Source organism: Aromatoleum tolulyticum, assembly GCF_900156155.1.
Classification (GTDB): Bacteria; Pseudomonadota; Gammaproteobacteria; order Burkholderiales; family Rhodocyclaceae; genus Aromatoleum; species Aromatoleum tolulyticum.
Window position 1 is genome coordinate 443,464 of the sequence record NZ_FTMD01000002.1, and the last position, 26,145, is coordinate 469,608.

The window sequence follows — 26,145 nt, forward strand, 5'->3', positions numbered from 1 at the left end:
AAACGAGACAGACATGAACGCCAACGCCATCCAAGCCCGCCTGCATTCCCTGTTCCCAACCGAAGCCGACATTCCCGCCGAGTGCCGCATCCTCGCGCCGCTGCACCAGCGCGCCATCCTGCTCAACGGCGAGATGCAGATCTGGAAGGGCGAGACCCGCCCGGTGCATTCCCCGGTCGCGCTGCGCGCTGCCGACGGCAGCCTGACGCACGTCGAGCTCGGCAGCTTCCCGGTCACCGGCACCGCCGAGGCGGACGCCGCCATCGCCGCCGCGGTCGCCGCCTACGACAACGGTCGCGGCCAATGGCCGACGATGTCGGTCGCCGACCGCATCGCCTGCGTCGAGAACTTCACCAACCAGATCGTCACGCGCCGGCGCGAGATCGTGAACCTGATCATGTGGGAGATCGGCAAGAGCCTTGCCGACTCGGAGAAGGAATTCGACCGCACGATCGACTACATCAAGGCGACCATCGCCGAACTGAAGAACCTCGACAACGCGAACTCGCGCTTCCAGATCGTCGACGGCACGATCGCGCAGATCCGCCGTTCGCCGCTAGGCATCGTGCTGTGCATGGGCCCATACAACTACCCGATGAACGAGACCTTCACGACCCTGATCCCGGCGCTGATCATGGGCAACGTCGTGCTGTTCAAGCCGCCGCGCTTCGGCGTGCTGCTGTACTACCCGATGCTGGAAGCCTTCCGCAGCGCGTTCCCGGCGGGCGCGATCAACATCGTGTATGGCCAGGGCAGCGTCGTCGTGCCGCACATCATGAGCTCAGGCAAGGTCAACGTGCTGGCGCTGATCGGCACCAGCAAGGTCGCCGACCAGCTGAAGAAGGCACACCCGAAGACCAACCGCCTGCGCGCGGTGCTGGGCCTGGAGGCGAAGAACGCCGCAATCATCCTGCCGGATGCCGACATCGAGCTCACGGTGAAGGAATGCATCGCCGGCTCGCTCTCGTTCAACGGCCAGCGCTGCACGGCGATCAAGATGATCCTCGTGCACCAGGCGATCGCCGACCAGTTCCTGCGCCGCTTCAGTGAGGAGATCGGCAAGCTGAAGATCGGCATGCCGTGGGAAAAGGGCGTGACGATCACGCCGCTGCCCGAGATGGCGAAGGTGTCGTACATGAACGAGTGCATCGACGACGCGGTCGCCAAGGGCGCGAAGGTGCTCAACGAGAACGGCGGCGCCTCGGTCGAGACACTGTTCTACCCGGCGGTGGTGTTCCCGGTGAAGGACGGCATGAAGCTCTACCGCGAGGAGCAGTTCGGCCCGGTGATCCCGGTCGCGCCTTTCGAAGACATCGAGACCGCGCTCGACTACGTGATCAGCTCCGACCACGGCCAGCAGGTGTCGATCTTCGGCACCGACCCGGACCAGATCGCACACCTCGTCGATCCGCTCGTCAATCAGGTGTGCCGCGTGAACCTCAACGCGCAGTGCCAGCGCAGCCCGGACGTGTTCCCCTTCGCCGGCCGCAAGGATTCGGCCGAAGGCACGCTGTCGGTGCATGACGCGCTGCGCTCGTTCTCGATCCGCACGATGGTCGCCGCCAAGCAGACCGAGGCGTCGAAGAAGCTCCTCGACAGCATCGTGCTCGGCAACAAGTCGAACTTCGTGAACACGCGCTTCATCCTGTAACGGAACTTTCGTCGCGTTCGCACAGCCTCTCCCTCCCCCTCAAGGGGAGGAATGGCGACGACCGGACTTCGCAAGGCACGATTAGAAGGTTCCTTCCCCTTGAAGGGGAGGGAGCAGTCCATGCCGACCGAGCCTTCTGTGCGATTAACTGCTCCCTTATCAGACACACAACCATGACGAACATCACCTCGATCGAAGCCCTCGAAATCCTCGACTCCCGCGGCAACCCCACCCTGCAGGCGACCGTGCGCCTCGACTCCGGCCATGCCGGAACCGCCGCCGTCCCCTCGGGCGCCTCGACCGGCGCGCGTGAAGCGCTTGAACTGCGCGACGGCGACGCAGCCCGCTTCGGCGGCAAGGGCGTGACGAAGGCACTCGCCAACGTCGAAGGCCTGATCGCCGCGGCGCTCAAGGGCCGTGACGCCCGTGACCAGGGCGCGATCGACGCGCTGCTGTGCGAGCTCGACGGCAGCACCGACAAATCGAAGCTCGGCGCCAACGCGCTGCTCGCGGTGTCCCTTGCCACCGCCCACGCCGCCGCGCACGCGCAGGGCATCCCGCTCTACCGCCATCTCGGCGACGCCTCGCGCGGCTTCACGCTGCCGATGCCGCTGATGAACGTGATGAACGGCGGGGCGCACGCGAACAACAGCCTCGACATTCAGGAATGCATGATCGTGCCGCACGGCTTCGAGCGCTTCGGCGACGCGCTGCGCGCCGGCGTCGGCGTGTTCCATGCACTGCGCACGCTGCTCGACAAGAAGGGCTTCCCGACCTCGGTCGGCGACGAAGGCGGCTTCGCGCCCAATGTCAGCGGCACGCGCGAAGCGCTCGACCTGATCCTCGAAGCGATCGAACGCGCCGGCTACAAGCCCGGATCGCAGATCGCGCTGGCACTCGACTGCGCCGCCTCCGAATTCCATCGCGACGAGTCCTATCACCTCGAAGGCGAAGGCAAGCGTTTCTCGCGCGCCGAGTTCTGCGGCTACCTCGCGGACCTCGTCGGCGACTACCCGATCGTCAGCATCGAGGACGGCATGGCCGAGGACGACTGGGCGGGCTGGGGCGTGCTGACCGATCGCCTCGGCCGCCGTGTGCAGCTCGTCGGCGACGACCTCTTCGTCACCAACACCGAGATCCTCGCGGCCGGCATCGAGAAGGGCATCGCCAACGCGATCCTGATCAAGCCCAACCAGATCGGCACCCTGACCGAGACGCTCGCCGCGATGGAGATGGCGCGCCGCGCGGGCTACGCGTCGATCGTCTCGCACCGCTCGGGCGAGACCGGCGACACGACGATCGCCGACCTCGCGGTGGCGACCGCCTGCGGCCAGATCAAGACCGGCTCGGCCAGCCGCTCCGACCGCGTCGAAAAGTACAACCGCCTGCTCGCGATCGAACGCGAACTCGGCACCGCCGCGCGCTTCGCCGGCTCGAAGGCGTTCGGCGCGCGCTGAACCTCGCGTTGCACGTCGCGCAGAAACACAACGATTGCTCTCCAACCGGCATCGCATTAACGCTCACTCCCTGGCGGTGATGCCGGTCCTTTTTATTCCATACGGCCCCGCCGAGCGGCGGGCCGTTCGCCTTGCGGAGCTCCGCCGTGAACGCTGCTCTCCCCTCCGACCTGCATCCGGACAAGGACCAGGCCCTGCGCGACGACATCCGGCTGCTCGGCCGGCTGCTCGGCGATACCGTGCGCGCCCGCGAGGGCGAGGCGGTGTATGAGCTCATCGAACGCATCCGCCGCGACTCGATCCGCTTCCGCCGCGACGCCGACCACGGCGCCCGCGCGGAGCTCGAATTCGCGCTCGACCGCCTTTCGCGCGACGATACCCTGCACGTCGTGCGCGCCTTCAGCTACTTCTCCCACCTCGCGAACCTCGCCGAGGACCAGCACCACATCCGCCGCTCGCGCGCGCACCTGATCGCCGGCTCGGCGCCGCGCGAAGGCAGCCTCGCACACGCGATGAACCGCGCCTTCGACGCCGGCCTCGACGCAGCGGCCCTCGCCGGCTTCTTCGCCACCGCACAGGTCGTGCCCGTGCTGACCGCGCACCCGACCGAGGTGCAGCGCAAGAGCATCCTCAACTGCCAGACCGCGATCGCGCGCCTGCTCGACCAGCGCGACCGCATGGTGCTCACGCCCGAAGAGCGCCGCGAGAGCGACGACGCGCTGCGCCGCGGCGTGCTGACGCTGTGGCAGACGCGCATGCTGCGCCCGGCCAAGCTCACCGTCATCGACGAAGTCACCAACGGGCTCGGCTACCACGACACCACCTTCCTGCGCGAAGTGCCGCGACTCTACGCGAACATCGAGGACCGGCTCGCAGATCACCTGACCGAGCGCGACCAGCATCTCGCCGGGCAGGAGTTGCCCGCCTTCCTGCAAGTCGGCAGCTGGATCGGCGGCGACCGCGACGGCAACCCCTTCGTCACCGCGGCGATGCTCGAACAGGCGCTGGCGATGCAATGCGCGCGCGTGCTCGACTACTACCTCGACGAACTCGAGATCCTCGCCTCGCAGCTCTCGCTCGCGTCGCTCCTCGTCCCCGCTTCCGACGAACTGACGGCGCTCGCCGACGCCTCGCCCGACCGCTCGCCGCATCGCAGCGACGAGCCCTATCGCCGCGCCGTCGTCGGCATCCGCGCGCGCCTCGCCGTCACCCGTCACGCCCTGCTCGGCGGACAGCCCCCCGCCGCACAGGTCGACGCCTACCCGAGTCCCGAGGCGCTCACCGTCGACCTCGGCATCGTGCACCGCTCGCTCATCGCCAACGGCTCGGCCGATCTCGCCCGCGGCCGCCTGCGCCACATCCGCCGCGCGGTGTCCGTGTTCGGCTTCCACCTCGCGCCGATCGACCTGCGCCAGAATTCCGACGTGCACGAGCGCGTCGTTGCCGAACTGCTGGAAGTCGCCCAGCCCGGCACCCGCTACGGCAAACTCAACGAGGAACAACGCATCTCGCTGCTGGTGGCCGAGCTTGCCAGCGCACGGCCGCTGCACTCGCCGCACTACACCTACTCGGACGAGACCACCTCCGAACTCGCGATCTTCCGCATGGCGCGCGAGGCGCACCGCCGCTACGGCCCCGCAGCGGTGCCGAACGCGATCATCTCGAAGACCGACGGCGTGTCCGACATGCTCGAACTCGCCGTGCTGTTGAAGGAGGCCGGCCTGCTCGATCCGCGCAGCAACACCCTCGCGGTAAACGTGATCCCGCTCTTCGAGACCATTGCCGACCTGCAGGCGAGCGGCCCGGTCATGGACCGCCTGCTCTCGCTGCCGACGTGGAAGCGCCTCCTCCCCTCTCGCGACCGCACGCAGGAGGTCATGCTCGGCTACTCGGATTCGAACAAGGACGGCGGCTTCCTCACCTCCGGCTGGGAACTCTACAAGGCCGAGATCGCGCTGGTCGAAGTCTTCCGCCGCCACGATGTCCGCCTGCGCCTCTTCCACGGCCGCGGCGGCTCGGTCGGCCGCGGCGGCGGGCCGAGCTACCAGGCCATCCTCGCCCAGCCCGGCGGCGCGGTGCAGGGGCAGATCCGCCTCACCGAACAGGGCGAAGTCATCGGCGCCAAGTATGGCAACCCCGAAGTCGGCCGACGCAACCTCGAAGTGCTGGTCGCGGCGACGCTCGAAGCGACGCTCCTGTCGGGTGACGAGCCGGCGCCGCGCGCAGACTTCCTCGAAGCGATGGACGAACTCTCCGAAGCCGCCTTCCGCGCCTATCGCGCGCTGGTCTACGAGACCGACGGCTTCGAGCAGTACTTCCGCGAATCGACCATCGTCGACGAGATCGCCCAGCTCAACATCGGCTCGCGTCCGGCCGCCCGCAAGAAGACCTTCGCGATCGAGGACCTGCGCGCGATCCCCTGGGTGTTCAGCTGGTCGCAATGTCGCCTGATGCTGCCCGGCTGGTTCGGCTTCGGCGCCGCCATCGACGCCTACCTGGAACGCCACGGCGCCGCCGGCCTCGAGCGCCTGCGGGCGATGCATCGCGACTGGCCCTTCTTCGCGACGCTGCTCTCCAACATGGACATGGTGCTGGCGAAGAGCGACATCGGGATCGCGAGCCGTTACGCCGGCCTCGTGCGCGACGCCGCATTGCGCGACGCGATCTTCCCGCGCATCCGCGCCGAGCACGAAGCGACCGTCGCCGCGCTGCTGAAGATCACCGGCCAGCGCGAGCTGCTGGACGCGAACCCGCTGCTCAAGCGCTCGATCCGCAACCGCTTCCCCTACCTCGACCCGCTCAACCACGTGCAGGTCGAGCTGCTGCGCCGTCACCGCGACGGGGCCGACGACGAGCGCATCCGCCGCGGCATCCACCTGTCGATCAACGGCATCGCCGCCGGCCTGCGCAACAGCGGATAATCCGCCCCCCGAGCGAACCACACCCCGCCATGAACCCGACCGACGCCATCGGCTACCTCGCCGCCATCCTCACGACCGCTTCCTTCGTGCCCCAGGCGCTGCATATCTGGCGCACGCGCGACGCTCGTGCGATCTCGCTGGGGATGTACAGCGTGTTTTCCACCGGCGTCGCGCTGTGGCTGGCCTACGGCGTCCTGGTCGGTTCGTGGCCGGTGACCCTCGCGAACGTCGTCACGCTGTTCTTCGCGCTCAGCATCCTGTGCATGAAGATCCGTTACGACCGGGAACGCCGGGAGCGGCGGAAATGAGCGACCTCGCCGTCGCCCTCGCCGGCGTTCACCACGTCGCGATCATCTGCAGCGACTACGCGCGCTCGAAACACTTCTACACCGAAGTGCTCGGCCTGCGCGTCGTCGCCGAGACCTACCGCGCCGCGCGCGATTCGTACAAGCTCGACCTCGCGCTGCCCGACGGCACGCAGCTCGAACTCTTCTCCTTTCCCGAACCGCCGGCGCGCCCCTCCCGCCCCGAAGCCTGCGGCCTGCGCCACCTCGCCTTCGCGGTCGCCGACCTCGACGCCGCCGTGCGCGCACTCGAAGCCCGCAACGTGGCCGTCGAACCGATCCGCACGGACGAGCTCACCGCCCGGCGCTTCACCTTCTTCGCCGACCCGGACGGCCTGCCGCTGGAGTTGTACGAATCCACCGACCTCGTAGGGCAGGAGTAGCGCAGCGTATCCCGCCATTCCGACCGGAGTTCCCGCCCGACGGCCGCGTGGCGGGATACGCCTTCGGCTCCTCCCGCCCTACGAAACCTGCGGCCCTGTACCGCTCACCGCTACAATCGCGGCCTTCGCAACACTCGACCGCCCATGCGCCCCCGAACCGCTCCCGACTACCTCGCGGGCTACCCGCCCGCCCTCGCCGCCCAGGTCCGCGACCTGATCGGGCAGGACCGGCTCGCCGAACTGCTGCTGCGCAAGTACCCGCAGGCCCACGGCGTGCGCACCGACAAGGCGCTGTACGACTACGTGCAGGACATCAAGGGCGGATACCTGCGCAATGCCGGGCAGTTGAGCAAGGTCGCCTTCGACAGCAAGCTGCAGGTCATCCAGCATGCCCTCGGCACGCACACCCGCGTATCACGCGTGCAGGGGGGTAAGCTCAAGGCGAAGTGCGAGATCCGTGTCGCGACCGTCTTCCGCGACATGCCGGAAGCCTTCCTGCGCATGATCGTCGTGCATGAGCTCGCGCACATCCGCGAGCGCGAGCACGACAAGGCCTTCTACCAGCTGTGCTGCCACATGGAGCCGGACTACCACCAGCTGGAGTTCGACGTGCGCGCCTACCTCTGCCACCTCGACGCCACCGGTCACCCCTTGTGGTCGGCCGCCGCCTGACAGGGATCAGTCGGCCAGCGCGCGCACCTTCACCGGCTTGCCCTTGAGCCTGCCCGCGGACAGCCGGCGCACGGCTTCGCGTGCGATCTCGCGCACGACAGCGACATAGGTCGTCTGGTCGGTCACGGTGATCTTGCCGACCTGCTCGCGCGTGAAGCCCGCCTCCCCGGTGAGCGCGCCGAGCACGTCGCCGGGGCGGATCTTGTCCTTGCGCCCGCCGAGAATCTGCAGGGTCACCATCGGCGGCACCAGCGGCGATTCGTCCCCGCCCTGCAGGGAACCCAGGCCGTGCCACTCCGGTTCGCTGCCCATCATCTGCGCGATGGTGGCCACGCGGCGCTTGTCGGCCGGGCTGCACAGCGTCAGCGCCCAGCCATCCTCGTCGGCACGGCCAGTGCGGCCGATGCGGTGGATGTGGACTTCGGGATCGGGCGTGACGTCGACGTTGATGACCGCTTCGAGTTGCGCGATGTCGAGCCCGCGCGCCGCCACGTCGGTGGCCACCAGCACCGAGCAGCTGCGGTTGGCGAACTGGATCAGCACCTGGTCGCGTTCGCGCTGCTCGAGCTCGCCGTGCAGCGTCAGCGCATGGAAGCCCTGGTCGTGCAGCACCTTCACCAGATCGCGACACTGCTGCCGGGTGTTGCAGAACGCCAGCGTGCTGACCGGGCGGTAGTGCTTGAGCAGCGTACCGACGGCCTGCAGGCGCTCCTCGTGCTTGATCTCGTAGAAGCGCTGACGGATCTTGCTACCCTCGTGCTGTTCGGTCAGCTTCACCTGCTGCGGGTTGCGCAGGAACTGCTGCGCGAGCCGGTCGATTCCCTCGGGATAGGTGGCGGAGAACAGCAGGGTCTGGCGGCGCGTCGGACATTGGCTCGCGACGAACGCGATGTCGTCGTAGAAGCCCATGTCCAGCATGCGATCGGCTTCGTCGAGCACCAGCGTGTTGAGCGCATCCAGCCGCAGGCTGCCGCGATCGAGGTGATCCATGATGCGTCCCGGCGTGCCGACGACGATGTGCGCGCCGTGTTCCAGGCTCGCCCGCTGCGGGCGCATGGTCGTACCCCCGCACAGCGCCAGGATCTTGATGTTGTCTTCGGCGCGCGCGAGACGGCGGATCTCCTGCGTCACCTGGTCGGCCAGCTCGCGCGTCGGACACAACACCATCGCCTGCACCGCAAAGCGGCGCGGGTTCAGGTTGGTGAGCAGTGTCAGCGCGAAGGCCGCGGTCTTGCCGCTGCCGGTCTTCGCCTGCGCGATCAAGTCGTGGCCGGCGAGCGCCAGCGGCAGGCTGGCCGCCTGGATCGGCGTCATCGTGCGGTATTCGAGCTGCTCCAGCGTAGCGAGCAGCGCGGGCGACAGCGGCAGCTCGCGGAACGACTGCCCGGCGAGGGTTGGCCCCAGCGCAGCCGGGGTCGGACCCGGCGCCGCCTCGGTCGCATCCGCAGCGGCCGGGGCCACCTGCACCGGAATCGATTCGCTCATGCTCACCTTGCGCCTCAGCCCTTGCGCCGACGCGCCGCGCCGAGCGGCTTGCGCCAGTGGCCCGCGCGCTTCCTCTCGGTTTCGGGGGTCTTAGGCTTGGGCATCAGCAGGTTCTTGCCCGTCCCTTGCCCCGAGGCGCGGTGCGCAAGAATCGCGGCGCTCAGTTGCTCGATCGTGGGCATGGCCGCTTCCTGCACGTCCTGTGCGACGTGGGCGGCGAGTCGCTGCCGGACTTCGAAGATCCGCTCGGCCGTATCCGCCTTCTTCGGCAGGCCGGTCACGATCGCCTGCGAGGCCGTGCTCAGCGAGACGCGCCCCTCCTCCGCACAGACGAGCCCGTTCGTCGCCAGGCGCAGGAACGACTCGGCCAGCTTCGCCTCGGACGGGATCGCGCCTTGCAGCAGATCGACTGCCGCGATGACTTCGGCAAGCTCGGCCGGGCGCCGCTTCGAAGCGAGCGCCAGGGCGAGCAGGAGGAGTGCGTCAATATCGTGAAGCGGGTGCATCGAATACCTTTCAGAAGCTGCAGGAAAATGAATCGGCGAGAGGCGCATCGCGCAACGGCCGCGGCCCGCAAGGGATGCGCAAGGCCCGCGGCAGACGCCGGAAATATCCGCCAAGGGCGAGAGTGTAAGCGTTCGGAACGCCCGCGACGTCAATAAGTTGCACTGCGCGGCGTGCGCCGCAGCATACCTTCCCTCAGCGCAGCGGCAGGCGCACGCAATCCGGCCCGAGACGTGTCAGCACCGGGCAACCGAGGAGCGCCAGCGTGCGGTCGATCTCCGAGCGCAGGATCTCCAGCGCCCGCGCCACGCCGGGCTTGCCCGCCGCCGCAAGGCCATACAGCGTCGCGCGGCCCGACATCGCCGCATCCGCCCCCAATACGCGCGCCTTCACGAAGTCGCTGCCGCGCCGCAGGCCGCTGTCGATGATCAGCGTCATGTCCGGCCCGACCGCCTCGCGGATCTCCGGCAGCACGTCGATCGGCGCCACACAGGTATCGAGCTGCCGCCCGCCGTGGTTGGTGATGACCAGCCCGTCCACGCCCAACTGCTTGGCGCGCTCGGCGTCGTCCGGCCGCAGGATGCCCTTCACGATCAGCTTGCGCGGCCACAGGTCGCGCAGCCACGCGACGTCGTCCCAGTTCAGCGACGGGTCCATCTGGCTCGACAGGAAAGTCGCCGCGTTGCGCGCGCTGTCCTGCCCCGGTGGCAGGAAGTCGCCCAGGTTGCGGAAGCGCGGCATGCCGTGCGGGATCAGCACGTCGAACAGCCAGCGCCAGCGCGTCGCGACATCCACCATGTTGTCGAGGTTGAGCTTCATCGGCGCTCGGTAGTTGCGCCGGTCCCATTCGCGGTTGCCGAAGGCGGCGACGTCGGTCGTCAGCACGATCGCCTCGGAGCCCGCAATTTCGGCGCGCTTGACGACGCCGGCGAGGTTCTCGCGATCCTTGAACGGGTAGATCTGCATCCAGTGGCGAACGCCGCATTCGACGATGCGCTCCAGCGAAACCGTCGACACCATGCTCTGGCACATCGGAATGCCGGCATCTCGCGCCGCCTCGGCGAGCATCAGGTCGCCCTCGTGCGAGAGCAGGCCGTTGAAGCCGGTCGGCGCGATGATCGCAGGCATCGCGATGCGCTCGCCGAACAGCTCGCAGCCAAGGTCGCGCTCCGACACATCGACCAGCGTGCGCGGCTGGAAATTGATCGCGTCGAAGCCCGCGCGGTTCTGCCGCAGCGTGAGCTCGTCGTCGGCGCCGCCTTCGAGGTACTCGAAGCAGAAGTTCGGGATGCGCGCGGCGGCCATCGCGCGCAGTTCGGCAATGTTCTGGGCGCGACGCGGATCGCCGCCCCGGTAGAGTTTGCGCATCGGCATCGAGTGGCCGGCCCCGAAGAAAAAAGTCCGCCCCACGATACCGGAGGCGGACTTCGCTTGCTAGCCGCGCATCATGATACGCATCACAGCGTGCGCATCGCGCACCGGTGAATCGGGCGCGACTTTGTACCCTAGCCTTCCCGCACCAGCTTGCGCTCGCTCTTCGGCCGCGCCGGCAGCGGCTTCGTGCATTCCAGGAAGCGCCCGCGCCCCTTCTGCGCCTGCGCCCTGCCGTCGGCCCACACGACCTCGCCGCGCGAGATCGTCACCCCCGGCCACGCCTTCAGATGCATGCCCTCGTACGGCGTGTAATCGACGTTGTGGTGCAGCATCTCGTTGCGGATCGTCACGTTGACATCGGTGTCCCAGATCACGATGTCCGCATCGCAACCCACCGCGATGCTGCCCTTGCGCGGGTACAGGCCGTAGAGGCGCGCGACGTTGGTCGAGGTCAGCGCGACGAAGCTCTGCGGGTCGATGCGGCCGGTGAGCACGCCCTCCGAGAACAGCAGCGCCATGCGCGTCTCCAACCCCGGAATGCCGTTCGGAATCTGGTCGAAGGAGGCGTTCTCGCCCGCCGCCTTCTTGCCCTGCGGGTCGTCGAAGCGGAACGGCGCGTGGTCCGACGAGAAGATCTGGAACACGCCGTTCTCCAGGCCGTCCCACACCACCTTCTGGTTCGCCTTGTCGCGCGGCGGCGGGCTGCACACGCACTTCGCGCCGTGCAGGTCCTCGCCTTCGAGATGCTCGCTGGTCAGGAACAGGTATTGCGGGCAGGTTTCGCCATACACCTGCAGGCCGCGTCCCTGCGCCCAGCGGATCTGCTCGACCGCCTCGCGGCCCGATACATGCACGATCAGCACCGGCACATCGACGAGTTCGGAGAGCGAGATCGCCCGATGCGTCGCCTCGCGCTCGACCAGCATCGGACGGGACGCCGCATGGAAGCGCGGCGCGGTGTGACCCGCCGCGAGCAGCTGCTCGGTGAGCCACGCGATGCAGTCGGTGTTCTCGGCGTGGATCATCACCATCGCCCCCTCACGCCGCGCGACCGCGAGCGTCTCGAGGATCTGGCGGTCGTTGAGCTTGAGGTCGTCGTAGGTCATGTAGATCTTGAACGACGTGTAGCCTTCGGCGATCAGTTCGGGCAGTTCGCGCTTGAGCACGTCCGGCGTCGGGTCGCTGACGATGAGGTGGAAGGCGTAGTCGATCACCGCCTTGCCCCCCGCACGCGCGTGGTAGTCGTCCACCGCGGCGCGCAGCGACTGGCCCTTGAACTGGCACGCGAACGGCAGCACCGTCGTCGTGCCGCCGCAGGCGGCCGACAGCGTGCCGCTGTAGAAGTCGTCGGCCATCTTCGTGCCGTCGTTCATCGGCTGGTCGAGGTGGCAGTGGCCGTCGATGCCGCCCGGCATCACGTAACGGCCGGCAGCGTCGATCTCCTTGCGGCCCGCCGGCAGGTCCCTGCCCAGCGCAGCGATCACGCCGTCGCGGATCCCGATGTCGCAGTCGAACTCGTCGGCTGCCGTCACGACGTGGGCGTTGCGCACCACCAGGTCGAAACCGTCCATTGTTGTCTCCATGTTTATTGGGGTCTTGTTCGACGCGCCCGGACTCCGCACATGGAGTCGCCACGCATGTCGAATATCAATATATCTTTTGTCGACAATTTATCGATATTTTTTTCAACATGCAATAGCGGCGTTATTACCAAAAACTCAACCCAAAACGTGCGGAGGATTTCGACCCCTGCGTTCGCGCCCCGCCGCACTGCGGCAAAAAGGCTGTCCGAATGCCGACAGCCAGCGGCATTTCTTGCTAGCGCATCGGCACGAACCGTAGAATTTCCGCCTCGGCCCGACCTTGCGGGCCCCTCCGGCGCAGGACTCCAGCATGCAGAAGAAGACGGTCAAACGAAGTGGCGCAGGCGCATCGGCGCCGGCCCCCTTGCAGGACGAGCGCCCGGCGAACGATGGCGAAGGCGGCGCGTCGGACCAGGAGATCTACGAGCGGGTCATCACGTCGATCATGGAGCACCGCCTGCCGCCGGGCACCAAGCTCGGCGAGGACAAGCTGGCGAAGATCTTCGGCGTGAGCCGCGCGCGCGTGCGCCAGGTACTGGCACGCCTGGCGCTGGAGCGCGTGGTCGTGCTGCATCCGAACCGCGGCGCCTTTGTCGCCGAGCCCACCGTGGAGGAAGCGCGCGAGGTCTTCGAAGTCCGCCGGCCGCTCGAAGCGCTGGTCGTGCACCGCATCGTCGCGAAGAAGGACCCGGCGATCATCGCCCGCCTGCGCGCCCACGTCGCAGCCGAGGAGGCCGCCCGCGCCGCGCGCGACCGCCGCGCCATCATCCGCCTGTCCGGCGAATACCACGTGCTGCTCGCGGAGCTCTCCGGCAGCACCCTCGCTGCGCGCCTGATGCACGAGCTGGCGTCCCTCACCTGTCTCATCATCTTCCTCTACGACGCCCCCACGGTGCCCGCCTGCCGCGACCAGGAGCATGCCGAGATCACGCAGGCCCTCGCCGATGGCGACGAGACCACCGCGATCCGCCTGATGGCCGAACACCTGGAACACGTCGAAGCCTGCCTCGACCTCTCGCGCGGCCGCCCCGAGGAACTCGACCTGGAAGCCGCGCTGGCGGGCTGAACCCCGCCCGTACCGCGTCGCCGCTCAGGAGAAGATCCGCTCCAGATCGTCGTCGTCCTGCGCCGCGAGGCTGATGTCGAGCGACTGCTCGACGTGATCGAGGTGATGCAGCATCAACGCCGCCGCGGTGTCCTGATCGCGCTGCGCAAAGGCCTCCAGCAGGCGCCGGTGCTCGTCTTCCGGGCAGGCCCGCCCCACCGGCGAGTCGTACAGGATGATGATCAGGCAGGTCAGCAGCGTGAGTTCGCGCATCTGCCGCGCGAGTATCGCGTTGCCCGCCATCTCCGCGATCTCGAGGTGGAACTCCCCCGACAGCCGGATCACCTGCTGGCGGTCGCGCTGCGCCCGCGCTTTCTCCTCCGCCGCCACCAGCTCACGCAGCCGCGCGAGCTGCGCCGGCGTCGCCGACAGCGCCAGCTTGCGCGCCAGCGCCGGTTCGATCAGGCGCCGCGCCTCGAACACCTCGCGCGCCTCCTCCACCGTGGGCTCGGCGACAAACGCTCCGCGGTTCGGCACCAGCGTCACGACCATCTCGTGCGACAGGCGCGTGAGCACCTGCCGGATCATCGCGCGGCTGGCGCCGAACACCGCCGCCAGCCGCTCCTCGACGAGCTTGCGGCCCGGTGCGAGGCGATGCTCGATGATCGCCGAAAGAATCCTGCGATAGATCGCCTCGGCGTCGGCCCCCACCGCCGCTTTTGCGCGGCTCTGCTGCCCGAGGCGCACCACCTTCGCGCCCCGGATCTCCTGCGGCCGTTCCGGTGTGCCAGAGCCATCCTGAAGTATCTGTCTTGTCCTCATGCTGCTCTCTCGTTCGATGCAATTTCATTGTTAGCGAACTATAAACTTTTTTGTCGACAATTTCTTGACTACGTGTCGGCATCACTTCTATAGTTCGTCTCACAGCGGTGACGAGTCATCTCCGGGCGGCGACCTATCCGGTCGACACTTCGGGCACGACCCGGCAACCGAAAAAGTAGAAATGGCGCGAGGCCGTGATCCGGCACCCGCTCCGCACAGGCAGCGTCAAGCCTTTTGGAGGCGCCGCCACGGTCGCAAGGCCGTGGCGAAGTGGCCAAAACTCATCCAAGCTGTGGAAAGGAGACACCACATGAAAGCCGAAATAGCCCTCGACCGGGCGGCAGCGGTACCGGAAACGCAGACGAAGGTCCGCTGGCGGATCTTCCTGATGATGCTGTTCCTCATCTCGATCAACTACATCGACCGGGCCTCGCTGTCGGTCGCGATGCCGATGATCGCCAAGGAATTCGACATCGGCCCCGCAACGCAGGGCCTGCTGCTGAGTTCCTTCTTCTGGACCTATGCCTTCATGCAGATCCCCGGCGGCATGCTCGCGGACAAATACGGCCCGCGTCATGTCATCGCCGGAGCCACGCTCGGCTGGGGCTTCTTCCAGGCCATCGCGGGCATGTGCACCGGCTGGGTCAGCCTGCTGATCACGCGTCTCGGACTGGGCGCGGCCGAAGCGCCGATCTACCCGGCGGGCGGCAAGCTCAACGCGATCTGGATGACGCAGAACGAGCGCGGCCGCGGCGCGACGCTGCTCGACGGCGGCGCCCCGCTGGGTGCGGCACTCGGCGCGATCCTGATCTCGGGCCTGATCGCCGTGATGGGCTCGTGGCGCGCGGCCTTCGTCATCGCCGGTGTCGGCACCGTGCTCGCGGGTTTCTGGGCCTGGTCCTACATCCGCAACCATCCGCGCGAACATCCGGGGGTCAATGACGCCGAAGCCGAGTTCATCGAGGAAGCGCATGCCAAGGAACTGGCCGCGTCGCCGAAGGTGACGAGCGGCAAGATCATGGAATTCTTCCGCTACCGCTCGGTGTGGGGCATGTTCTTCGGCTGGATGTGCTTCAACGCGCTGTTCTACGGCCTGCTGACCTGGATGCCCAACTACCTGTCGAAGCAGCACGGTTTCGACATCAAGCAGATGGGCGGCGCGGTGTTCATCATGTTCTTCGCCGGCTTCGTCGGCGAGCTGATCGGCGGCTGGATCGCCGACAAGTGGAAGGAATCGGGCGCCTCGCAGGGCAAGGTGCTGCGCACGCTGTTCGGCATCTCGTCGATCATCGCCACCGTGTCGATCTACAGCGTCGCGAAGATCACCGATCCGGTCACCGTCGTCGTGATGCTGTCGGTCACGCTGTTCTTCCTGCGCTGGTGCGGCCTGTTCTGGTGCGTCCCGTCGATCCTCGGCACCCGCAACCGCGTCGGCTTCCTCGGCGGCGTGATGAACCTCGGCGGCAACTGCGCGGGCATCGGCGTACCCATCCTCGTCGGCCTCATCGTCCAGGCGACCGGCTCGTACTACATGGCGCTGATGCTGTTCGCTGGCGCCGGCGCGGGCCTGTTCATCTGCTCCACGATGCTGATCGATTACGACAAGAAGATTCCGGTCTGATCTCCCCCGGGGGCCCGCGGTGATTGCCTGCCGCGGGTCCCCACCCCCGACCCCCTCCCCCGATCGGATTCCAACGAGGATTCCCATGAGCAAACGCATCCGCCTGGGCGTGCTGACGCCCTCCTCCAACACCTCCCTCGAACCGCTCACCAGCGCCATCGTCGCCGAAGTGCCGGGCGTGTCCGCGCACTTCTCCCGCTTCACCGTCACCGAGATCTCGCTCAGGGACCAGGCCCTCGGCCAGTTCGACGACACCAAGATCCTCGAAGCCGCGAAGCTGCTCGCGGATGCCCACGTCGACTCGATCGGCTGGAGCGGCACCTCCTCCGGCTGGCTCGGTTTCGAGCGCGACGTGCAGCTGTGCCGCCGCATCACCGAAGTCACCGGCATCCCCGCGACGACCTCCGTGCTCGCGCTGAACGAGATCCTCGCCAAGACCGGCACCAAGAAGCTCGGCCTCGCCACCCCCTACGTGCCCGACGTACAGGCGCGCATCGTCGCCAACTACGCGACACTCGGCATCGAAGTGCCGTCCGAGCAGCACCTCGGCATCAGCGTCAATTTCGACTTTGCCGAAGTCACCGAGGACACGCTGCGCACGATGGTGCGCGACGTGGCGAAGTCCCGCCCCGAAGCGATCACGACCTTCTGCACCAACCTGCGCGCCGCCCAGCTCGCCGACGAACTCGAAGCCGAGACCGGCATCCCGCTGTACGACACGGTGTCGACCGTCGTCTGGAAGCAGTTGCGCATGGCCGGCATCGACACGCGTGCGATCAAGGGCTGGGGTCGCCTGTTCCGCGAAGTGGCCTAAAGTGAAAAAGGATGGATCGAAGATGAAAATCCTGCTGCTGAATCCCAACACCTCGCAGAGCGTCACCGACCGCATCGCCAACGCGGCGATGGGCGTGGCGGGCGCGCACACGGAACTCGTCACCGCGACCGCCCCGCGCGGCGTACCCTACATCGCGACCCGCGCCGAAGCGGTGATCGGCGGCGCCGTGGCGCTCGAAATGCTCGCCGAGATGCACACCGGCGTCGACGCGGCGGTGATCGCCGCCTTCGGCGACCCCGGCCTCGGCGGCGCGCGCGAACTGTTCCCGATCCCGGTGATCGGCCTGGCCGAAGCCGGCATGCTCACCGCGTGCATGCTGGGCAAGCGCTTCGCAATCGTGACCTTCTCGCAGTCGCTCGAACCCTGGTATCACGAGTGCATCGCGTGGCACGGCCTGCGCGAGCGCTGCGCGGGCGTGCGCGCGCTGGGCGGCAACTTCCGCTCGATCTCCGACGTGCAGGACGAGAAGGAAGCGCTGCTCGTCGAACTCGCGCAGCAGGCCGTGAGCGAGGATGGCGCCGACGTCGTCGTGCTCGCCGGGGCACCGCTCGCGGGTCTCGCACGCCGCGTGCGCGACCGCATCCCGGTACCCGTCGTCGACTGCGTCGAAGCCGCGGTCAAGCAGGCCGAGACGCTGGTCGCGCTGAACCCGCGCAAGGCCGTGCAAGGCACCTTTGCGCGCCCCGGGGCGAAGCCCTGCATCGGCATCGCCGAGCCCTTGGCGCGCTGGATCAACCATGAGTGAGGCTCGCCGCGCGGGCGTGCGCAGCCTCCTCGCCCTTCAAGGAGAACGGCTGTGAAATTCGTTCGCTTCGGAGATCCGGGGAAGGAACTCCCCGGACTGATCGACGCCGAGGGCAAGATCCGCGACCTGTCGGGCGTGCTGCCCGAACTCAACGGCGCAGCCCTCGCCCCGTCCAGTCTCGCGCGGCTGCGCGGACTGGATCCGCGCAGCCTCCCCGTCGTGCCTGCCGGCACCCGCCTCGGTGCGCCGCTCGCCGGCATCGGCAAGATCGTGTGCATCGGCCTGAACTACGCCGACCATGCGCGTGAAGCCAGCCTGCCGATCCCGGAAGAGCCGATCGTGTTCATGAAGGCGCAGACGGCGATCTGCGGTCCGAACGACGCGATCGTCCTGCCGCCCGGCTCGGAGAAGACCGACTGGGAGCTCGAACTCGTGATCGCGATCGGCACGACGGCGCGTCGCGTCGCGGTCGGCGAGGCCCTGAGCCACGTCGCCGGCTACATGACGGGCCTGGACCTGTCCGAGCGCTACTGGCAGCTCGAACGCGGCGGCCAATGGACCAAGGGCAAGAGCTTCGACACTTTCGCGCCGATCGGCCCGTGGCTCGCGACCGCGGACGAACTCGCCAGCCCCGGCGAACTGGCGATGCGGCTCGCGGTGAACGGCGAGCGCATGCAGGACAGCCACAGCGCCAACATGATCTTCAGCCCCGCGCAGATCGTCAGTTACGTCAGCGGCCTGATGACGCTGCAGCCCGGCGACCTGATCTTCACCGGCACGCCCGCGGGCGTCGGCATGGGCATGCAGCCGCCGCGCTACCTGCGCGCCGGCGACCGCATCGACGCGGCGATTGCCGGCCTGGGCGAACAGCAGCACGCCGTCGTCGCCGACTGAGCGCTTACCCCTTTCCGCTTCCTTTGTGGAAATTCACCCCGCCGGATGCACATCCGGCGGGGATCTTTTTGCTGCCGCCGTTTCAGCGCAGCGTCGCGTTGAGCGCCTCGAGTGCCTTGCTGCCCGGGCACAGGTAGGCATCGCCGAGCTGGTTCAGCGGCTTCTCCACGGTGTTGAGGTGGGTGTGCATGTCCTGCCCGCTGCTGTCGACGTACAGCAGCCCGGTGACGATCTCACCGAGCGCCTGACGCTCCTGCAGGTGGTTCATCGCGCCGATGCGGTCCGAGGGGTCGTAGTCGACGCCCACCTTGCGCAGGTGCAGGATCGAGCCGTCGTGCTGCACGACGCGGCGCAGGCTGCCCGGCGGGTAGGAGGCCTCGATCTGCGCCTTGGGCAGGATCACGTCGAGCCGGTTCACCGCCGCATTGTGCTCGCGCACGTAGTCGTAGCTCTTCGTCGAACCGTTGTGGTTGTTGAAGGTCACGCACGGGCTGATGACATCGATGAAGGCCGGCCCGCCGTGGCGCAACGCACCCTTGATGAGCGGCACGAGCTGCTCCTTGTCGCCGGAGAAGCTGCGCGCGACATAGGTGGCACCGAGTTGCAGCGCGAGCGAGGCGAGGTCGATCGGGCTGTCGCTGTTGATGACGCCCTTCTTGCTCTTCGAGCCCTTGTCCGCGGTCGCGGAGAACTGTCCCTTGGTGAGGCCGTACACGCCGTTGTTCTCGACGATGTAGGTCATGTTCACGCCGCGGCGCATCGCGTGCGCGAACTGGCCGATGCCGATCGAGGCCGAGTCGCCGTCGCCCGATACGCCCAGGTACAGCAGGTTGCGGTTCGCCAGCGCCGCACCGGTGAGCACCGAAGGCATGCGCCCGTGCACCGAGTTGAAGCCGTGCGAGTTGCCGAGGAAGTAGTCCGGCGTCTTCGACGAGCAGCCGATGCCCGACAGCTTGGCGACCTTGTGCGGCTCGATGTCGAGATCGAAGCAGGCCTGCACGATGGAGGCGCTGATCGAGTCGTGGCCGCAGCCGGCACACAGCGTCGAGATCGCGCCCTCGTAGTCGCGGCGGGTGTAGCCGAGCGCGTTGCGCGGCGCATCGGCGCTGTGGAGTTTGGGTTTGGCGAGATAGGTCATGAGGCCACCTTGCGCTGGGGTTGTCCGATGGGACTGATCTTGCGGTCGGTCAGGGCGTCGGCGATCTTGCCGGCGATGAAGCGCGCCGTGATCGGCGAGCCGTCGTAGTGCAGCACGCGCACGAGCTTCTTCGGATCGATTTCGCCTTCGTTGATCAGCAGACTGCGCAGCTGCGCGCTCTCGTTCTGTTCGACGACGAACACCGCGTCGCGCTCGGCGATGAACTGCATCACCTCGTCGCTGAAGGGGAAGCCGCGCACGCGCAGCGTATCGACGTGGATGCCGTCAGCCGCGAGCTTCGCGCCGGCCTCGGCCATCGCGTGCGCCGTGGAGCCGTAGTAGATGACGCCCACGTGCGTGGGCTGCGCCGCCTTCGTCAGGATCGGCGCGGGCACGAGATCCTTGGCCGTGTTGAACTTCCGGCGCAGTCGCTCCATGTTGTACACGTAGTCGGTGCCGACCTCGCTGTACTTCGCATACGGATTGCGCGTCGTGCCGCGCGTGAAGTACGCACCCTTGGTCGGATGGGTGCCCGGAATCGTGCGGTACGGGATGCCGTCGCCATCGACATCGAGGTAGCGGCCGAAGTCCTTGCCGGCCTCGAGCTCGGCGTAGGTCATGAGCTTGCCGCGGTCGTAGCGCCGGCTGTCGTCCCACTCGAAGGGCGCGCACAGCTGCTCGTTCATGCCGATGTCGAGGTCGGAGAGCACGAACACCGGCGTCTGCAGCCGCTCGGCGAGGTCGAAGGCCTGCGCGGTGAGGCTGAAGCACTCGTGCGCGTCCTGCGGGAACAGCAGCACGTGGCGCGTGTCGCCATGCGAGGCATAGGCGCACGAGAGCAGGTCCGACTGCTGCGTGCGCGTGGGCATGCCGGTCGAGGGGCTGCCGCGCTGCACGTCCACGATCACCGCGGGGATCTCGGCGAAATACGCGAGGCCGAAGAACTCCTGCATCAGCGAGATGCCCGGCCCCGAGGTCGCGGTGAAGGCGCGCGCGCCGTTCCAGCCGGCGCCGATGACCATGCCGATCGACGCGAGCTCGTCCTCGGCCTGCACGATCGCATAGCGCGCGCGGCCGTTGTCCGGGTCGGTGCGGAACTTGCGGCAGTAGCTCGAGAAGGCTTCGATGACCGAGGTCGAGGGGGTGATCGGATACCAGCCCGCGACGGTGGCGCCGCCATACACGGCACCGAGGCCGCAGGCGCTGTTGCCGTCGATCATGATCCGCTCGCCCACGGCGTCGGCGCGCTTCACCCTGAGCCCGATCGGACACGGCAGGTGCTGCTTCGCGTAGTCGTAGCCCAGGCGCAGCGCATTGACGTTGGCCTTGATGAGCTGGTCCTTGCCGCGGTAGCGGTCGACGATGAGCTGCTCGGCCGCGGCGAACTCCATGTCGAGCAGCGCGATCAGCGCACCCACGTACATGATGTTCTTGAACAGCTGGCGCTGGCGCGCGTCCTCGTATTCCTCGTTGCACATCGCGGTGAGCGGGATGCCCAGCACGGTGATGTCCTCGCGGAACTTCGACGGCGGGAGCGGTTTCGTCGAGTCGTAGAAGAGATAGCCGCCCGGTTCGATCGCGGCGACGTCGCGGTCCCAGGTCTGCGGGTTCATCGCGACCATCATGTCGCAGCCGCCGCGTGCGCCGAGCCAGCCGGCTTCGGAGACGCGCACCTCGTACCAGGTGGGCAGGCCCTGGATGTTGGACGGGAAGATGTTGCGCGGGGCGACCGGCACGCCCATGCGGATGATCGCGCGCGCGAACAGTTCGTTGGCCGAGGCGGAGCCCGAGCCGTTGACGTTCGCGAACTTGATCACGAAGTCGTTGCAGTGTTGGATCGCTGGGGTACTCATCTCAGGCCTCCGCGCCGGCTTGCGCGATGTTCACTTGGAATTTCTGCATGTCCCATGCGCCGGTCGGGCAGCGCTCGGCGCACATGCCGCAGTGCAGGCAGACATTCTCGTCCTTGACCATCACGCGCGCGGTCTTGAGCCCCTCGGCGACGTACAGCGCCTGCTCCGTGTTGTGCGACGGCGCCTTGAGGCGGCCGCGCAGCTCGTCTTCCTCGCCGTTGCGCGTGAAGGTGATGCATTCGGTCGGACAGATATCGACGCAGGCGTCGCACTCGATGCACAGCTTGGGCTTGAACACGGTGGCGACATCGCAGTTGAGGCAGCGGGCCGTCTCCGCGCAGGCGAGCTTGAAGTCGTAGCCGAGTTCGAACTCGGACTTGATGTCCTTCAACGCCTCCTCGATCGACTTCACCGGCACCTTGCGGCGCGCCTCTTCCGACACCTGGTTGTCGTAGCTCCACTCGTGGATGCCCATCTTCTGGCTCACGAGGTTCATCGTCGGCGCGGGGCGCTGCGTCAGCGGCAGTCCGCGGCAGAACAGGTCGATCGAGATCGCCGCCTCGTGGCCCTGCGCGACCGCGGTGATGATGTTCTTCGGCCCGAGCGCCGCGTCGCCGCCGAAGAACACGCGCGGCAGCGTCGATTGCAGCGTCTGCGCATCCAGCACCGGCAGGCCCCAGCGGTCGAACTCGAGTCCGATGTCGCGTTCGATCCACGGGAAGGCGTTTTCCTGGCCGATGGCGATCAGGACGTCGTCGCATTCCATATGCACGTCCGGCTCGCCGGTCGGCACGAGCGAACGGCGGCCCTTGTCGTCGTATTCGGCGCGCACCTTCTCGAACAGCACGCCGGTGAGGCGGCCGTGGTCGTGCGTGAACGCCTTCTGCACGAGGAAGTTGTGGATGGGGATGCCTTCGTGCAGCGCATCCTCCTTCTCCCACGGCGAAGCCTTCATCTCCTCGAAGCCGCTACGCACCACCACGCGCACGTCCTCGCCACCGAGGCGGCGCGCCGAGCGACAGCAGTCCATCGCGGTATTGCCGCCGCCGAGCACGATCACGCGCTTGCCGATCGCGGTGACGTGGCCGAAGGCGACGTTCGCGAGCCAGTCGATGCCGACGTGGATATGCGCCGCGGCCTGATTGCGCCCCGGCAGGTCGGCGTCGCGTCCGCGGGGGGCGCCGGTGCCGACGAAGACGGCGTCCCAGTCGCTCGCCAGCACCTCGCGCAGGCTGCCGATCCAGTGGTTCTGGCGCAGTTCGACGCCGAGGTGCTCGACGTAGCCGCATTCCTCGTCGATGACGCTGTCGGGCAGGCGGAATTTCGGGATCTGGCTGCGCATCATGCCGCCGGGCGACGATCCGCTGTCGAACACCGTGACCTGATAGCCCTGCACCGCCAGGTCGCGGGCGACCGTCAGCGAAGCCGGCCCGCCGCCGATGCAGGCGATGCGCTTGCCGTTCTTCTTCTCGGGCGGCCGCGGCAGGCGATCGCGGATGTCATCCTTGAAGTCGGCCGCGACACGCTTGAGGCGGCAGATTGCAACCGGCTCCGCGTCGACACGCCCGCGCCGGCAGGCCGGTTCGCACGGACGGTCGCACACCCGTCCGAGAATCCCCGGAAAGACGTTCGAGTTCCAGTTGATCATGTAGGCGGTGGAGAAGTCACCCGCAGCGATCTGCCGGATGTATTCGGGCACCGGGGTATGGGCCGGACAGGCCCACTGACAGTCGACGACCTTGTGCAGGTAGTCTGGATTACTGATGTCGGTCGGTTTCAAGTGCGTACTTCCTGTCTCGGGAAAAGCGTGCGTATGAACGCGCCAATCGCTACATGCATCATTGTGCACTAACTGCACTCAAATGCACGCTGCGATGCAACATGATTCATCCGGCTTCAGGCACGGTACGCGATCGTACATTTTCCCGACAATCGCCGTAACACGCCCGCGTCTCTTGTCGCATTTATGGACACGTCGCAGCGCGGTGACGCGTTGGACGGAGTACTTCAGGAGCGGTTCACCTTCGCTCTCGCAGAATGTCTCCCATGCCACCCCGGCATGCAAAGAAACAGGAGACAGCCATGAACATCCGCCACTTTACCCTCGCCGCAGCCGCCCTTCTGATCGGGACCAGCGCCTTCGCCGGCCCGAAGTGCACGGCCGCTCCGCAGAACACCCAGCCCGTGGCAAGCACGCTGCGCACACTGGTCGACGCGGGCTTCAAGTTCCAGAAGGCCAAGGTCACCAAGGACGACTGCTACGAGCTGAAAGGGACCAACACGGTCGGCGACCGCGTCGAGATCTACCTCAACCCGGCCGACGGCACCAACGTCAAGACCGAGACGAAGAAAAGCTGAGGCCCGCGAAGCGGGGCGGCGCGGGCAATCGCGTCACGCTGCCCCACCCTCGACGGCGCAGCCCTCGGCCCGCCAGCGCAGCATCCCGCCGGCGAGGTTCGCTACCTCGCCGAATCCCGCCCGCTGCAGCATCACGACCGCCTGCGCCGAACGCGCACCCGAACGGCACACGGCCACCACGGGCCGCCCCGCGTCGATCTCGCCGCTGCGTGCGGCTAGCTGATCGAGCGGAATGAGCTTCGCGCCGCGGATGTGGCCCAGCGACCCGTCGAACTCGTCGGGCTGGCGGACGTCGATCACCTGCACCCGCTCCCCCGCCTCTTCCAGCGCATGCGCCTGGATTTCCCAGATACCGCCGAAGGTGAAGGTGAGCGGCGCCCACGCAGGGTCGCCCGCGTCGACGACCCCTGCCTCCGGACGTCCGCAGTTCAGGTTGGCCGGCACGGCGACGTCGATCTTCTTCGGGTGCGGCAGGCCGAGGTTCTTCATGTAGCCGGAGAAGTCGTCCACGTTGCTGTCCCCGCCGAGACGGGGGTTCCAGTCGCGCTCCTCTTCCACGCTCGTGACGGTGAGCCCGCGGTAGTCGTGCGCGGGGTACAGCAGGCAGTCGGCGGGAAGCGAGAAGATCTGTTCGTGTACCGAACGGTACATCGTCGGGGCATCGCCCTGCTGGAAATCGGTGCGGCCGCAGCCGCGGATCAGCACGCAGTCGCCGGTGAAGGCCATGGCCTGGTCGTCGAGCACGAACGTCAGGCACCCGTTGGTGTGTCCGGGCGTCGCACGCACCTCCAGGTAGCGTCCGCCGAACGCGACGCGATCGCCGTGATCGAGCAACAGATCGGCGCCGTTCGCGCCGCTATGGCGCGACAGTGCGATGCGGCTCCCGGTCCGTTCCCGCAGCAGCCACGCGCCGGTCACGTGATCCGCATGCACATGCGTCTCGAGCGTCCAGCGCAATTGCAGGCGCAGCTCGTGCAGCAGTGCGGCGTCGCGTCGCACCTGCTCGAAGACCGGGTCGACGAGGACTGCGTCGCCGCTCAGGCTGTCGCCCAGCAGGTAGGTGTAGGTGGACGACGACGCGTCGAAGAGTTGCCTGAAGATCAGCATCCCGTTTCCTCCCCATGGGTCTTGTTGTGCGCAGCAAATAGTACGTCGCGGCCATCGTTTTCGATCGCCGCGACGGAGGGAGGTTCAGGATTCCGCCCGGTGCAATCGGGCGGCTCCAGCGCTCAGTGCCCGGCGTTCACGGGCTTCCAGCCCGGATGGTCGAAGTACTGGCCGTAGCTGTTGAGGGCATTCACGATATGCACGACGCCCTTGCTGCGGTCATCGACGGGCTGCTTGCCGGCGACGACTTCGGCACCACCGGACAGCTCGGCGATCACGTTGTGCAGCACCGCGTCGGCCTCGGGCGCGAGCTTGCAGTTGCCGACGATGTACGCGAGCTGCTCGTCGACCACCTTGCCCATCGCCTCGTACTGCGCCGTGGTAAATCGGCCGCCGTGAATCGCGGGGAGCTTGGGCTCGACGTTCGCGCGGATCTTCAGCATCCCCTCGCGCAACGGCGCATCGGTCTGCCATTTGCTGCCCGCATTGAGCTTGAGCGCCGGCGTTTGCGCACCATGGTTGTGGGCGTCTGCTGCAAACGCTTGCGGTGCGCCGGCCAGTGCCGCTGCGGCGATCGCGCAGGCGATGAACAATCCTCTTGCCGATACAGTCTTCATAACCTATTCCTCGTCGAACTTGCCAGATTGAGCTGCGCGGCGTACTACCGCCCAGATACTGCGAGCGCCGGCATGATCCTGACGGCGTCCGCGAAATGGCGCGATGAAAACATCACCGCACCGAGACCTCCAACGTTTCGTCCAGTGCGCGCCAGCCTGAGTGGTAGAACATCGTCCCGTACAGGTTGAGCGCCTGGACAACCTTCAGCAGTCCCATGCGGCGTGCATCGGCGTGGGCGGCCCCCTGCATCAGCGCGATGCCGTCGGCCATTTCGACGAGCAGCATGTGCAGGTGGCGGGAAGCGACACCGTCGTGCGTGCAGCACGCGATCATCGCGGCGACGCGCGATTCCAACGTGCGGCCCAGTTCGGCGAGTGGCGCTGCGTCCGCGGTCGCACGGGTGCGCAGTAACGTGCTCGCGACGATCGCTGCGCGCATGTCGTCGATGCCACTGCGCACCCGCTCGTCGGGGCGCCAGTTGCGGGCAGCCTCGGCAGTGACGGGAGCGGGGTTTGCGGGAACGAATGCGGCGGCCGGCGTGGCGGACGCCGCCGTCGAGGCAAGAGCGAGTGCTGCGGCGAAGGCCGTCGCGGGAAGGTGCGGGCGCATGGGACGATTTCCTGAATGGGTCACCAGGCCCTTACGCTATGCCTCTATTGATGAACAAAATCTGAATGAAATCGGAAACGGGCCATTTCCGGGGCTCGGACGATCGCTCGAATGAACCGCCCGGAG

The 26,145-nt window shown here is 67.4% G+C and carries 23 protein-coding genes; 12 read left to right on the forward strand and 11 right to left on the reverse strand.

What is annotated here, in order from left to right; genetic code table 11:
- Nucleotides 1–13 precede the first annotated feature (13 nt).
- The 6 genes from BW991_RS04645 to BW991_RS04670 all read left to right on the forward strand — a co-directional run bounded on the left by BW991_RS04645 (nt 14) and on the right by BW991_RS04670 (nt 7,428).
- Nucleotides 14–1,651: an NADP-dependent glyceraldehyde-3-phosphate dehydrogenase gene (locus tag BW991_RS04645; RefSeq protein ID WP_076600901.1), complete on the forward strand. Its 1,638-nt coding sequence runs from the start codon at nt 14–16 to the stop codon at nt 1,649–1,651.
- 173 nt (nt 1,652–1,824) lie between these two features.
- The gene (gene eno, locus BW991_RS04650; RefSeq protein ID WP_076600902.1) at nt 1,825–3,108 is read left to right on the forward strand and encodes a phosphopyruvate hydratase; all 1,284 of its coding nucleotides are present in this window, start codon (nt 1,825–1,827) and stop codon (nt 3,106–3,108) included.
- Between the two features lie 170 nt (nt 3,109–3,278).
- Nucleotides 3,279–6,029, forward strand: a complete 2,751-nt coding sequence (ppc, locus tag BW991_RS04655) for a phosphoenolpyruvate carboxylase (protein ID WP_076601010.1) — start codon at nt 3,279–3,281, stop codon at nt 6,027–6,029.
- 29 nt (nt 6,030–6,058) lie between these two features.
- Nucleotides 6,059–6,337, forward strand: a complete 279-nt coding sequence (locus BW991_RS04660; protein WP_076600903.1) for a SemiSWEET transporter — start codon at nt 6,059–6,061, stop codon at nt 6,335–6,337.
- Nucleotides 6,334–6,756, forward strand: a complete 423-nt coding sequence (gloA2, locus tag BW991_RS04665; protein ID WP_076600904.1) for an SMU1112c/YaeR family gloxylase I-like metalloprotein — start codon at nt 6,334–6,336, stop codon at nt 6,754–6,756. The genes BW991_RS04660 and gloA2 overlap by 4 nt, the downstream gene beginning before the upstream one ends.
- A gap of 144 nt (nt 6,757–6,900) precedes the next feature.
- Nucleotides 6,901–7,428 (forward strand): M48 metallopeptidase family protein, encoded by a 528-nt coding sequence (locus tag BW991_RS04670; protein ID WP_076600905.1) that lies wholly within the window; start codon nt 6,901–6,903, stop codon nt 7,426–7,428.
- Between the two features lie 6 nt (nt 7,429–7,434).
- Here the strand turns inward: BW991_RS04670 and dbpA are convergent, their stop codons facing one another.
- From dbpA to hydA, 4 genes are all read right to left on the reverse strand, one after another.
- A complete protein-coding gene (gene dbpA, locus BW991_RS04675) occupies nt 7,435–8,913 on the reverse strand; it encodes an ATP-dependent RNA helicase DbpA (RefSeq protein WP_244551612.1) in 1,479 nt (492 codons plus the stop codon).
- 14 nt (nt 8,914–8,927) lie between these two features.
- Nucleotides 8,928–9,419 carry a hypothetical protein gene (locus BW991_RS04680; RefSeq protein ID WP_076600906.1) on the reverse strand — a complete coding sequence of 164 codons (492 nt, stop codon included), beginning with the start codon at nt 9,417–9,419 and terminating at the stop codon, nt 8,928–8,930.
- Nucleotides 9,420–9,612: 193 nt separating this feature from the next.
- A complete protein-coding gene (locus BW991_RS04685) occupies nt 9,613–10,791 on the reverse strand; it encodes an alpha-hydroxy acid oxidase (protein ID WP_170879045.1) in 1,179 nt (392 codons plus the stop codon).
- Nucleotides 10,792–10,922: 131 nt separating this feature from the next.
- A complete protein-coding gene (gene hydA / locus BW991_RS04690) occupies nt 10,923–12,362 on the reverse strand; it encodes a dihydropyrimidinase (protein WP_076600907.1) in 1,440 nt (479 codons plus the stop codon).
- A gap of 322 nt (nt 12,363–12,684) precedes the next feature.
- Between hydA and BW991_RS04695 the strand changes: the two genes are divergently transcribed.
- Nucleotides 12,685–13,440 carry a GntR family transcriptional regulator gene (locus BW991_RS04695; protein WP_076600908.1) on the forward strand — a complete coding sequence of 252 codons (756 nt, stop codon included), beginning with the start codon at nt 12,685–12,687 and terminating at the stop codon, nt 13,438–13,440.
- A 24-nt stretch (nt 13,441–13,464) separates the two neighbouring features.
- On the opposite strand, the gene BW991_RS04700 is transcribed toward BW991_RS04695, so the two are convergent.
- Nucleotides 13,465–14,241, reverse strand: coding sequence for a GntR family transcriptional regulator (locus tag BW991_RS04700; RefSeq protein ID WP_084204959.1), 777 nt, complete (start codon nt 14,239–14,241; stop codon nt 13,465–13,467).
- Nucleotides 14,242–14,551: 310 nt separating this feature from the next.
- On the opposite strand from BW991_RS04700, the gene BW991_RS04705 reads away from it, so the two are divergent.
- The 4 genes from BW991_RS04705 (at nt 14,552) to BW991_RS04720 (ending at nt 18,336) form a co-directional block, all read left to right on the forward strand.
- Nucleotides 14,552–15,862: an MFS transporter gene (locus BW991_RS04705; RefSeq protein WP_076600910.1), complete on the forward strand. Its 1,311-nt coding sequence runs from the start codon at nt 14,552–14,554 to the stop codon at nt 15,860–15,862.
- Between the two features lie 85 nt (nt 15,863–15,947).
- Nucleotides 15,948–16,676 carry a maleate cis-trans isomerase family protein gene (locus tag BW991_RS04710; protein WP_076600911.1) on the forward strand — a complete coding sequence of 243 codons (729 nt, stop codon included), beginning with the start codon at nt 15,948–15,950 and terminating at the stop codon, nt 16,674–16,676.
- A gap of 22 nt (nt 16,677–16,698) precedes the next feature.
- Nucleotides 16,699–17,442 (forward strand): aspartate/glutamate racemase family protein, encoded by a 744-nt coding sequence (locus tag BW991_RS04715; protein WP_076601013.1) that lies wholly within the window; start codon nt 16,699–16,701, stop codon nt 17,440–17,442.
- 51 nt (nt 17,443–17,493) lie between these two features.
- On the forward strand, nt 17,494–18,336 hold the full coding sequence (locus BW991_RS04720; protein ID WP_076600912.1) for a fumarylacetoacetate hydrolase family protein: 843 nt from the start codon (nt 17,494–17,496) through the stop codon (nt 18,334–18,336).
- An 82-nt stretch (nt 18,337–18,418) separates the two neighbouring features.
- On the opposite strand, the gene BW991_RS04725 is transcribed toward BW991_RS04720, so the two are convergent.
- From BW991_RS04725 to BW991_RS04735, 3 genes are read right to left on the reverse strand one after another with little or no spacing between them, the layout of a single operon-like run.
- Complete coding sequence (locus tag BW991_RS04725) at nt 18,419–19,474, reverse strand: 2-oxoacid:ferredoxin oxidoreductase subunit beta (protein WP_076600913.1); 1,056 nt, start codon at nt 19,472–19,474, stop codon at nt 18,419–18,421.
- Nucleotides 19,471–21,327: a 2-oxoacid:acceptor oxidoreductase subunit alpha gene (locus BW991_RS04730; protein WP_076600914.1), complete on the reverse strand. Its 1,857-nt coding sequence runs from the start codon at nt 21,325–21,327 to the stop codon at nt 19,471–19,473. The genes BW991_RS04725 and BW991_RS04730 overlap by 4 nt, the downstream gene beginning before the upstream one ends.
- A 1-nt stretch (nt 21,328) precedes the next feature.
- On the reverse strand, nt 21,329–23,107 hold the full coding sequence (locus tag BW991_RS04735; protein WP_076600915.1) for an FAD-dependent oxidoreductase: 1,779 nt from the start codon (nt 23,105–23,107) through the stop codon (nt 21,329–21,331).
- A 302-nt stretch (nt 23,108–23,409) separates the two neighbouring features.
- Here BW991_RS04735 and BW991_RS04740 point away from each other — a divergent pair, with 302 nt between their 5' ends.
- Entirely contained in the window at nt 23,410–23,685 is a 276-nt protein-coding gene (locus BW991_RS04740; RefSeq protein WP_076600916.1) for a PepSY domain-containing protein, read from the forward strand.
- Between the two features lie 33 nt (nt 23,686–23,718).
- Here BW991_RS04740 and BW991_RS04745 read toward each other — a convergent pair whose 3' ends face one another.
- The 3 genes from BW991_RS04745 to BW991_RS04755 form a co-directional block, all read right to left on the reverse strand.
- Nucleotides 23,719–24,792 carry an MBL fold metallo-hydrolase gene (locus tag BW991_RS04745; RefSeq protein ID WP_076600917.1) on the reverse strand — a complete coding sequence of 358 codons (1,074 nt, stop codon included), beginning with the start codon at nt 24,790–24,792 and terminating at the stop codon, nt 23,719–23,721.
- A 122-nt stretch (nt 24,793–24,914) separates the two neighbouring features.
- Nucleotides 24,915–25,409: a hypothetical protein gene (locus BW991_RS04750; RefSeq protein WP_076600918.1), complete on the reverse strand. Its 495-nt coding sequence runs from the start codon at nt 25,407–25,409 to the stop codon at nt 24,915–24,917.
- Nucleotides 25,410–25,521: 112 nt separating this feature from the next.
- Entirely contained in the window at nt 25,522–26,019 is a 498-nt protein-coding gene (locus BW991_RS04755; RefSeq protein ID WP_076600919.1) for a hypothetical protein, read from the reverse strand.
- Nucleotides 26,020–26,145: the final 126 nt, after the last annotated feature.

What these genes read in the sequence shown, in the direction of transcription:
- BW991_RS04715 (WP_076601013.1), top strand. Translation starts at nt 16,699, where the DNA reads ATGAAAATCCTGCTGCTGAATCCCAACACCTCGCAGAGCGTCACCGAC.
- dbpA (WP_244551612.1), bottom strand. Translation starts at nt 8,913, where the DNA reads ATGAGCGAATCGATTCCGGTGCAGGTGGCCCCGGCCGCTGCGGATGCG.
- BW991_RS04660 (WP_076600903.1), top strand. Translation starts at nt 6,059, where the DNA reads ATGAACCCGACCGACGCCATCGGCTACCTCGCCGCCATCCTCACGACC.
- BW991_RS04740 (WP_076600916.1), top strand. Translation starts at nt 23,410, where the DNA reads ATGAACATCCGCCACTTTACCCTCGCCGCAGCCGCCCTTCTGATCGGG.
- eno (WP_076600902.1), top strand. Translation starts at nt 1,825, where the DNA reads ATGACGAACATCACCTCGATCGAAGCCCTCGAAATCCTCGACTCCCGC.
- BW991_RS04750 (WP_076600918.1), bottom strand. Translation starts at nt 25,409, where the DNA reads ATGAAGACTGTATCGGCAAGAGGATTGTTCATCGCCTGCGCGATCGCC.
- hydA (WP_076600907.1), bottom strand. Translation starts at nt 12,362, where the DNA reads ATGGACGGTTTCGACCTGGTGGTGCGCAACGCCCACGTCGTGACGGCA.
- BW991_RS04680 (WP_076600906.1), bottom strand. Translation starts at nt 9,419, where the DNA reads ATGCACCCGCTTCACGATATTGACGCACTCCTCCTGCTCGCCCTGGCG.
- BW991_RS04670 (WP_076600905.1), top strand. Translation starts at nt 6,901, where the DNA reads ATGCGCCCCCGAACCGCTCCCGACTACCTCGCGGGCTACCCGCCCGCC.
- BW991_RS04705 (WP_076600910.1), top strand. Translation starts at nt 14,552, where the DNA reads ATGAAAGCCGAAATAGCCCTCGACCGGGCGGCAGCGGTACCGGAAACG.
- BW991_RS04695 (WP_076600908.1), top strand. Translation starts at nt 12,685, where the DNA reads ATGCAGAAGAAGACGGTCAAACGAAGTGGCGCAGGCGCATCGGCGCCG.
- BW991_RS04725 (WP_076600913.1), bottom strand. Translation starts at nt 19,474, where the DNA reads ATGACCTATCTCGCCAAACCCAAACTCCACAGCGCCGATGCGCCGCGC.
- BW991_RS04645 (WP_076600901.1), top strand. Translation starts at nt 14, where the DNA reads ATGAACGCCAACGCCATCCAAGCCCGCCTGCATTCCCTGTTCCCAACC.
- gloA2 (WP_076600904.1), top strand. Translation starts at nt 6,334, where the DNA reads ATGAGCGACCTCGCCGTCGCCCTCGCCGGCGTTCACCACGTCGCGATC.
- BW991_RS04730 (WP_076600914.1), bottom strand. Translation starts at nt 21,327, where the DNA reads ATGAGTACCCCAGCGATCCAACACTGCAACGACTTCGTGATCAAGTTC.
- BW991_RS04685 (WP_170879045.1), bottom strand. Translation starts at nt 10,791, where the DNA reads ATGCCGATGCGCAAACTCTACCGGGGCGGCGATCCGCGTCGCGCCCAG.
- BW991_RS04745 (WP_076600917.1), bottom strand. Translation starts at nt 24,792, where the DNA reads ATGCTGATCTTCAGGCAACTCTTCGACGCGTCGTCGTCCACCTACACC.
- BW991_RS04710 (WP_076600911.1), top strand. Translation starts at nt 15,948, where the DNA reads ATGAGCAAACGCATCCGCCTGGGCGTGCTGACGCCCTCCTCCAACACC.
- BW991_RS04755 (WP_076600919.1), bottom strand. Translation starts at nt 26,019, where the DNA reads ATGCGCCCGCACCTTCCCGCGACGGCCTTCGCCGCAGCACTCGCTCTT.
- BW991_RS04700 (WP_084204959.1), bottom strand. Translation starts at nt 14,241, where the DNA reads ATGAGGACAAGACAGATACTTCAGGATGGCTCTGGCACACCGGAACGG.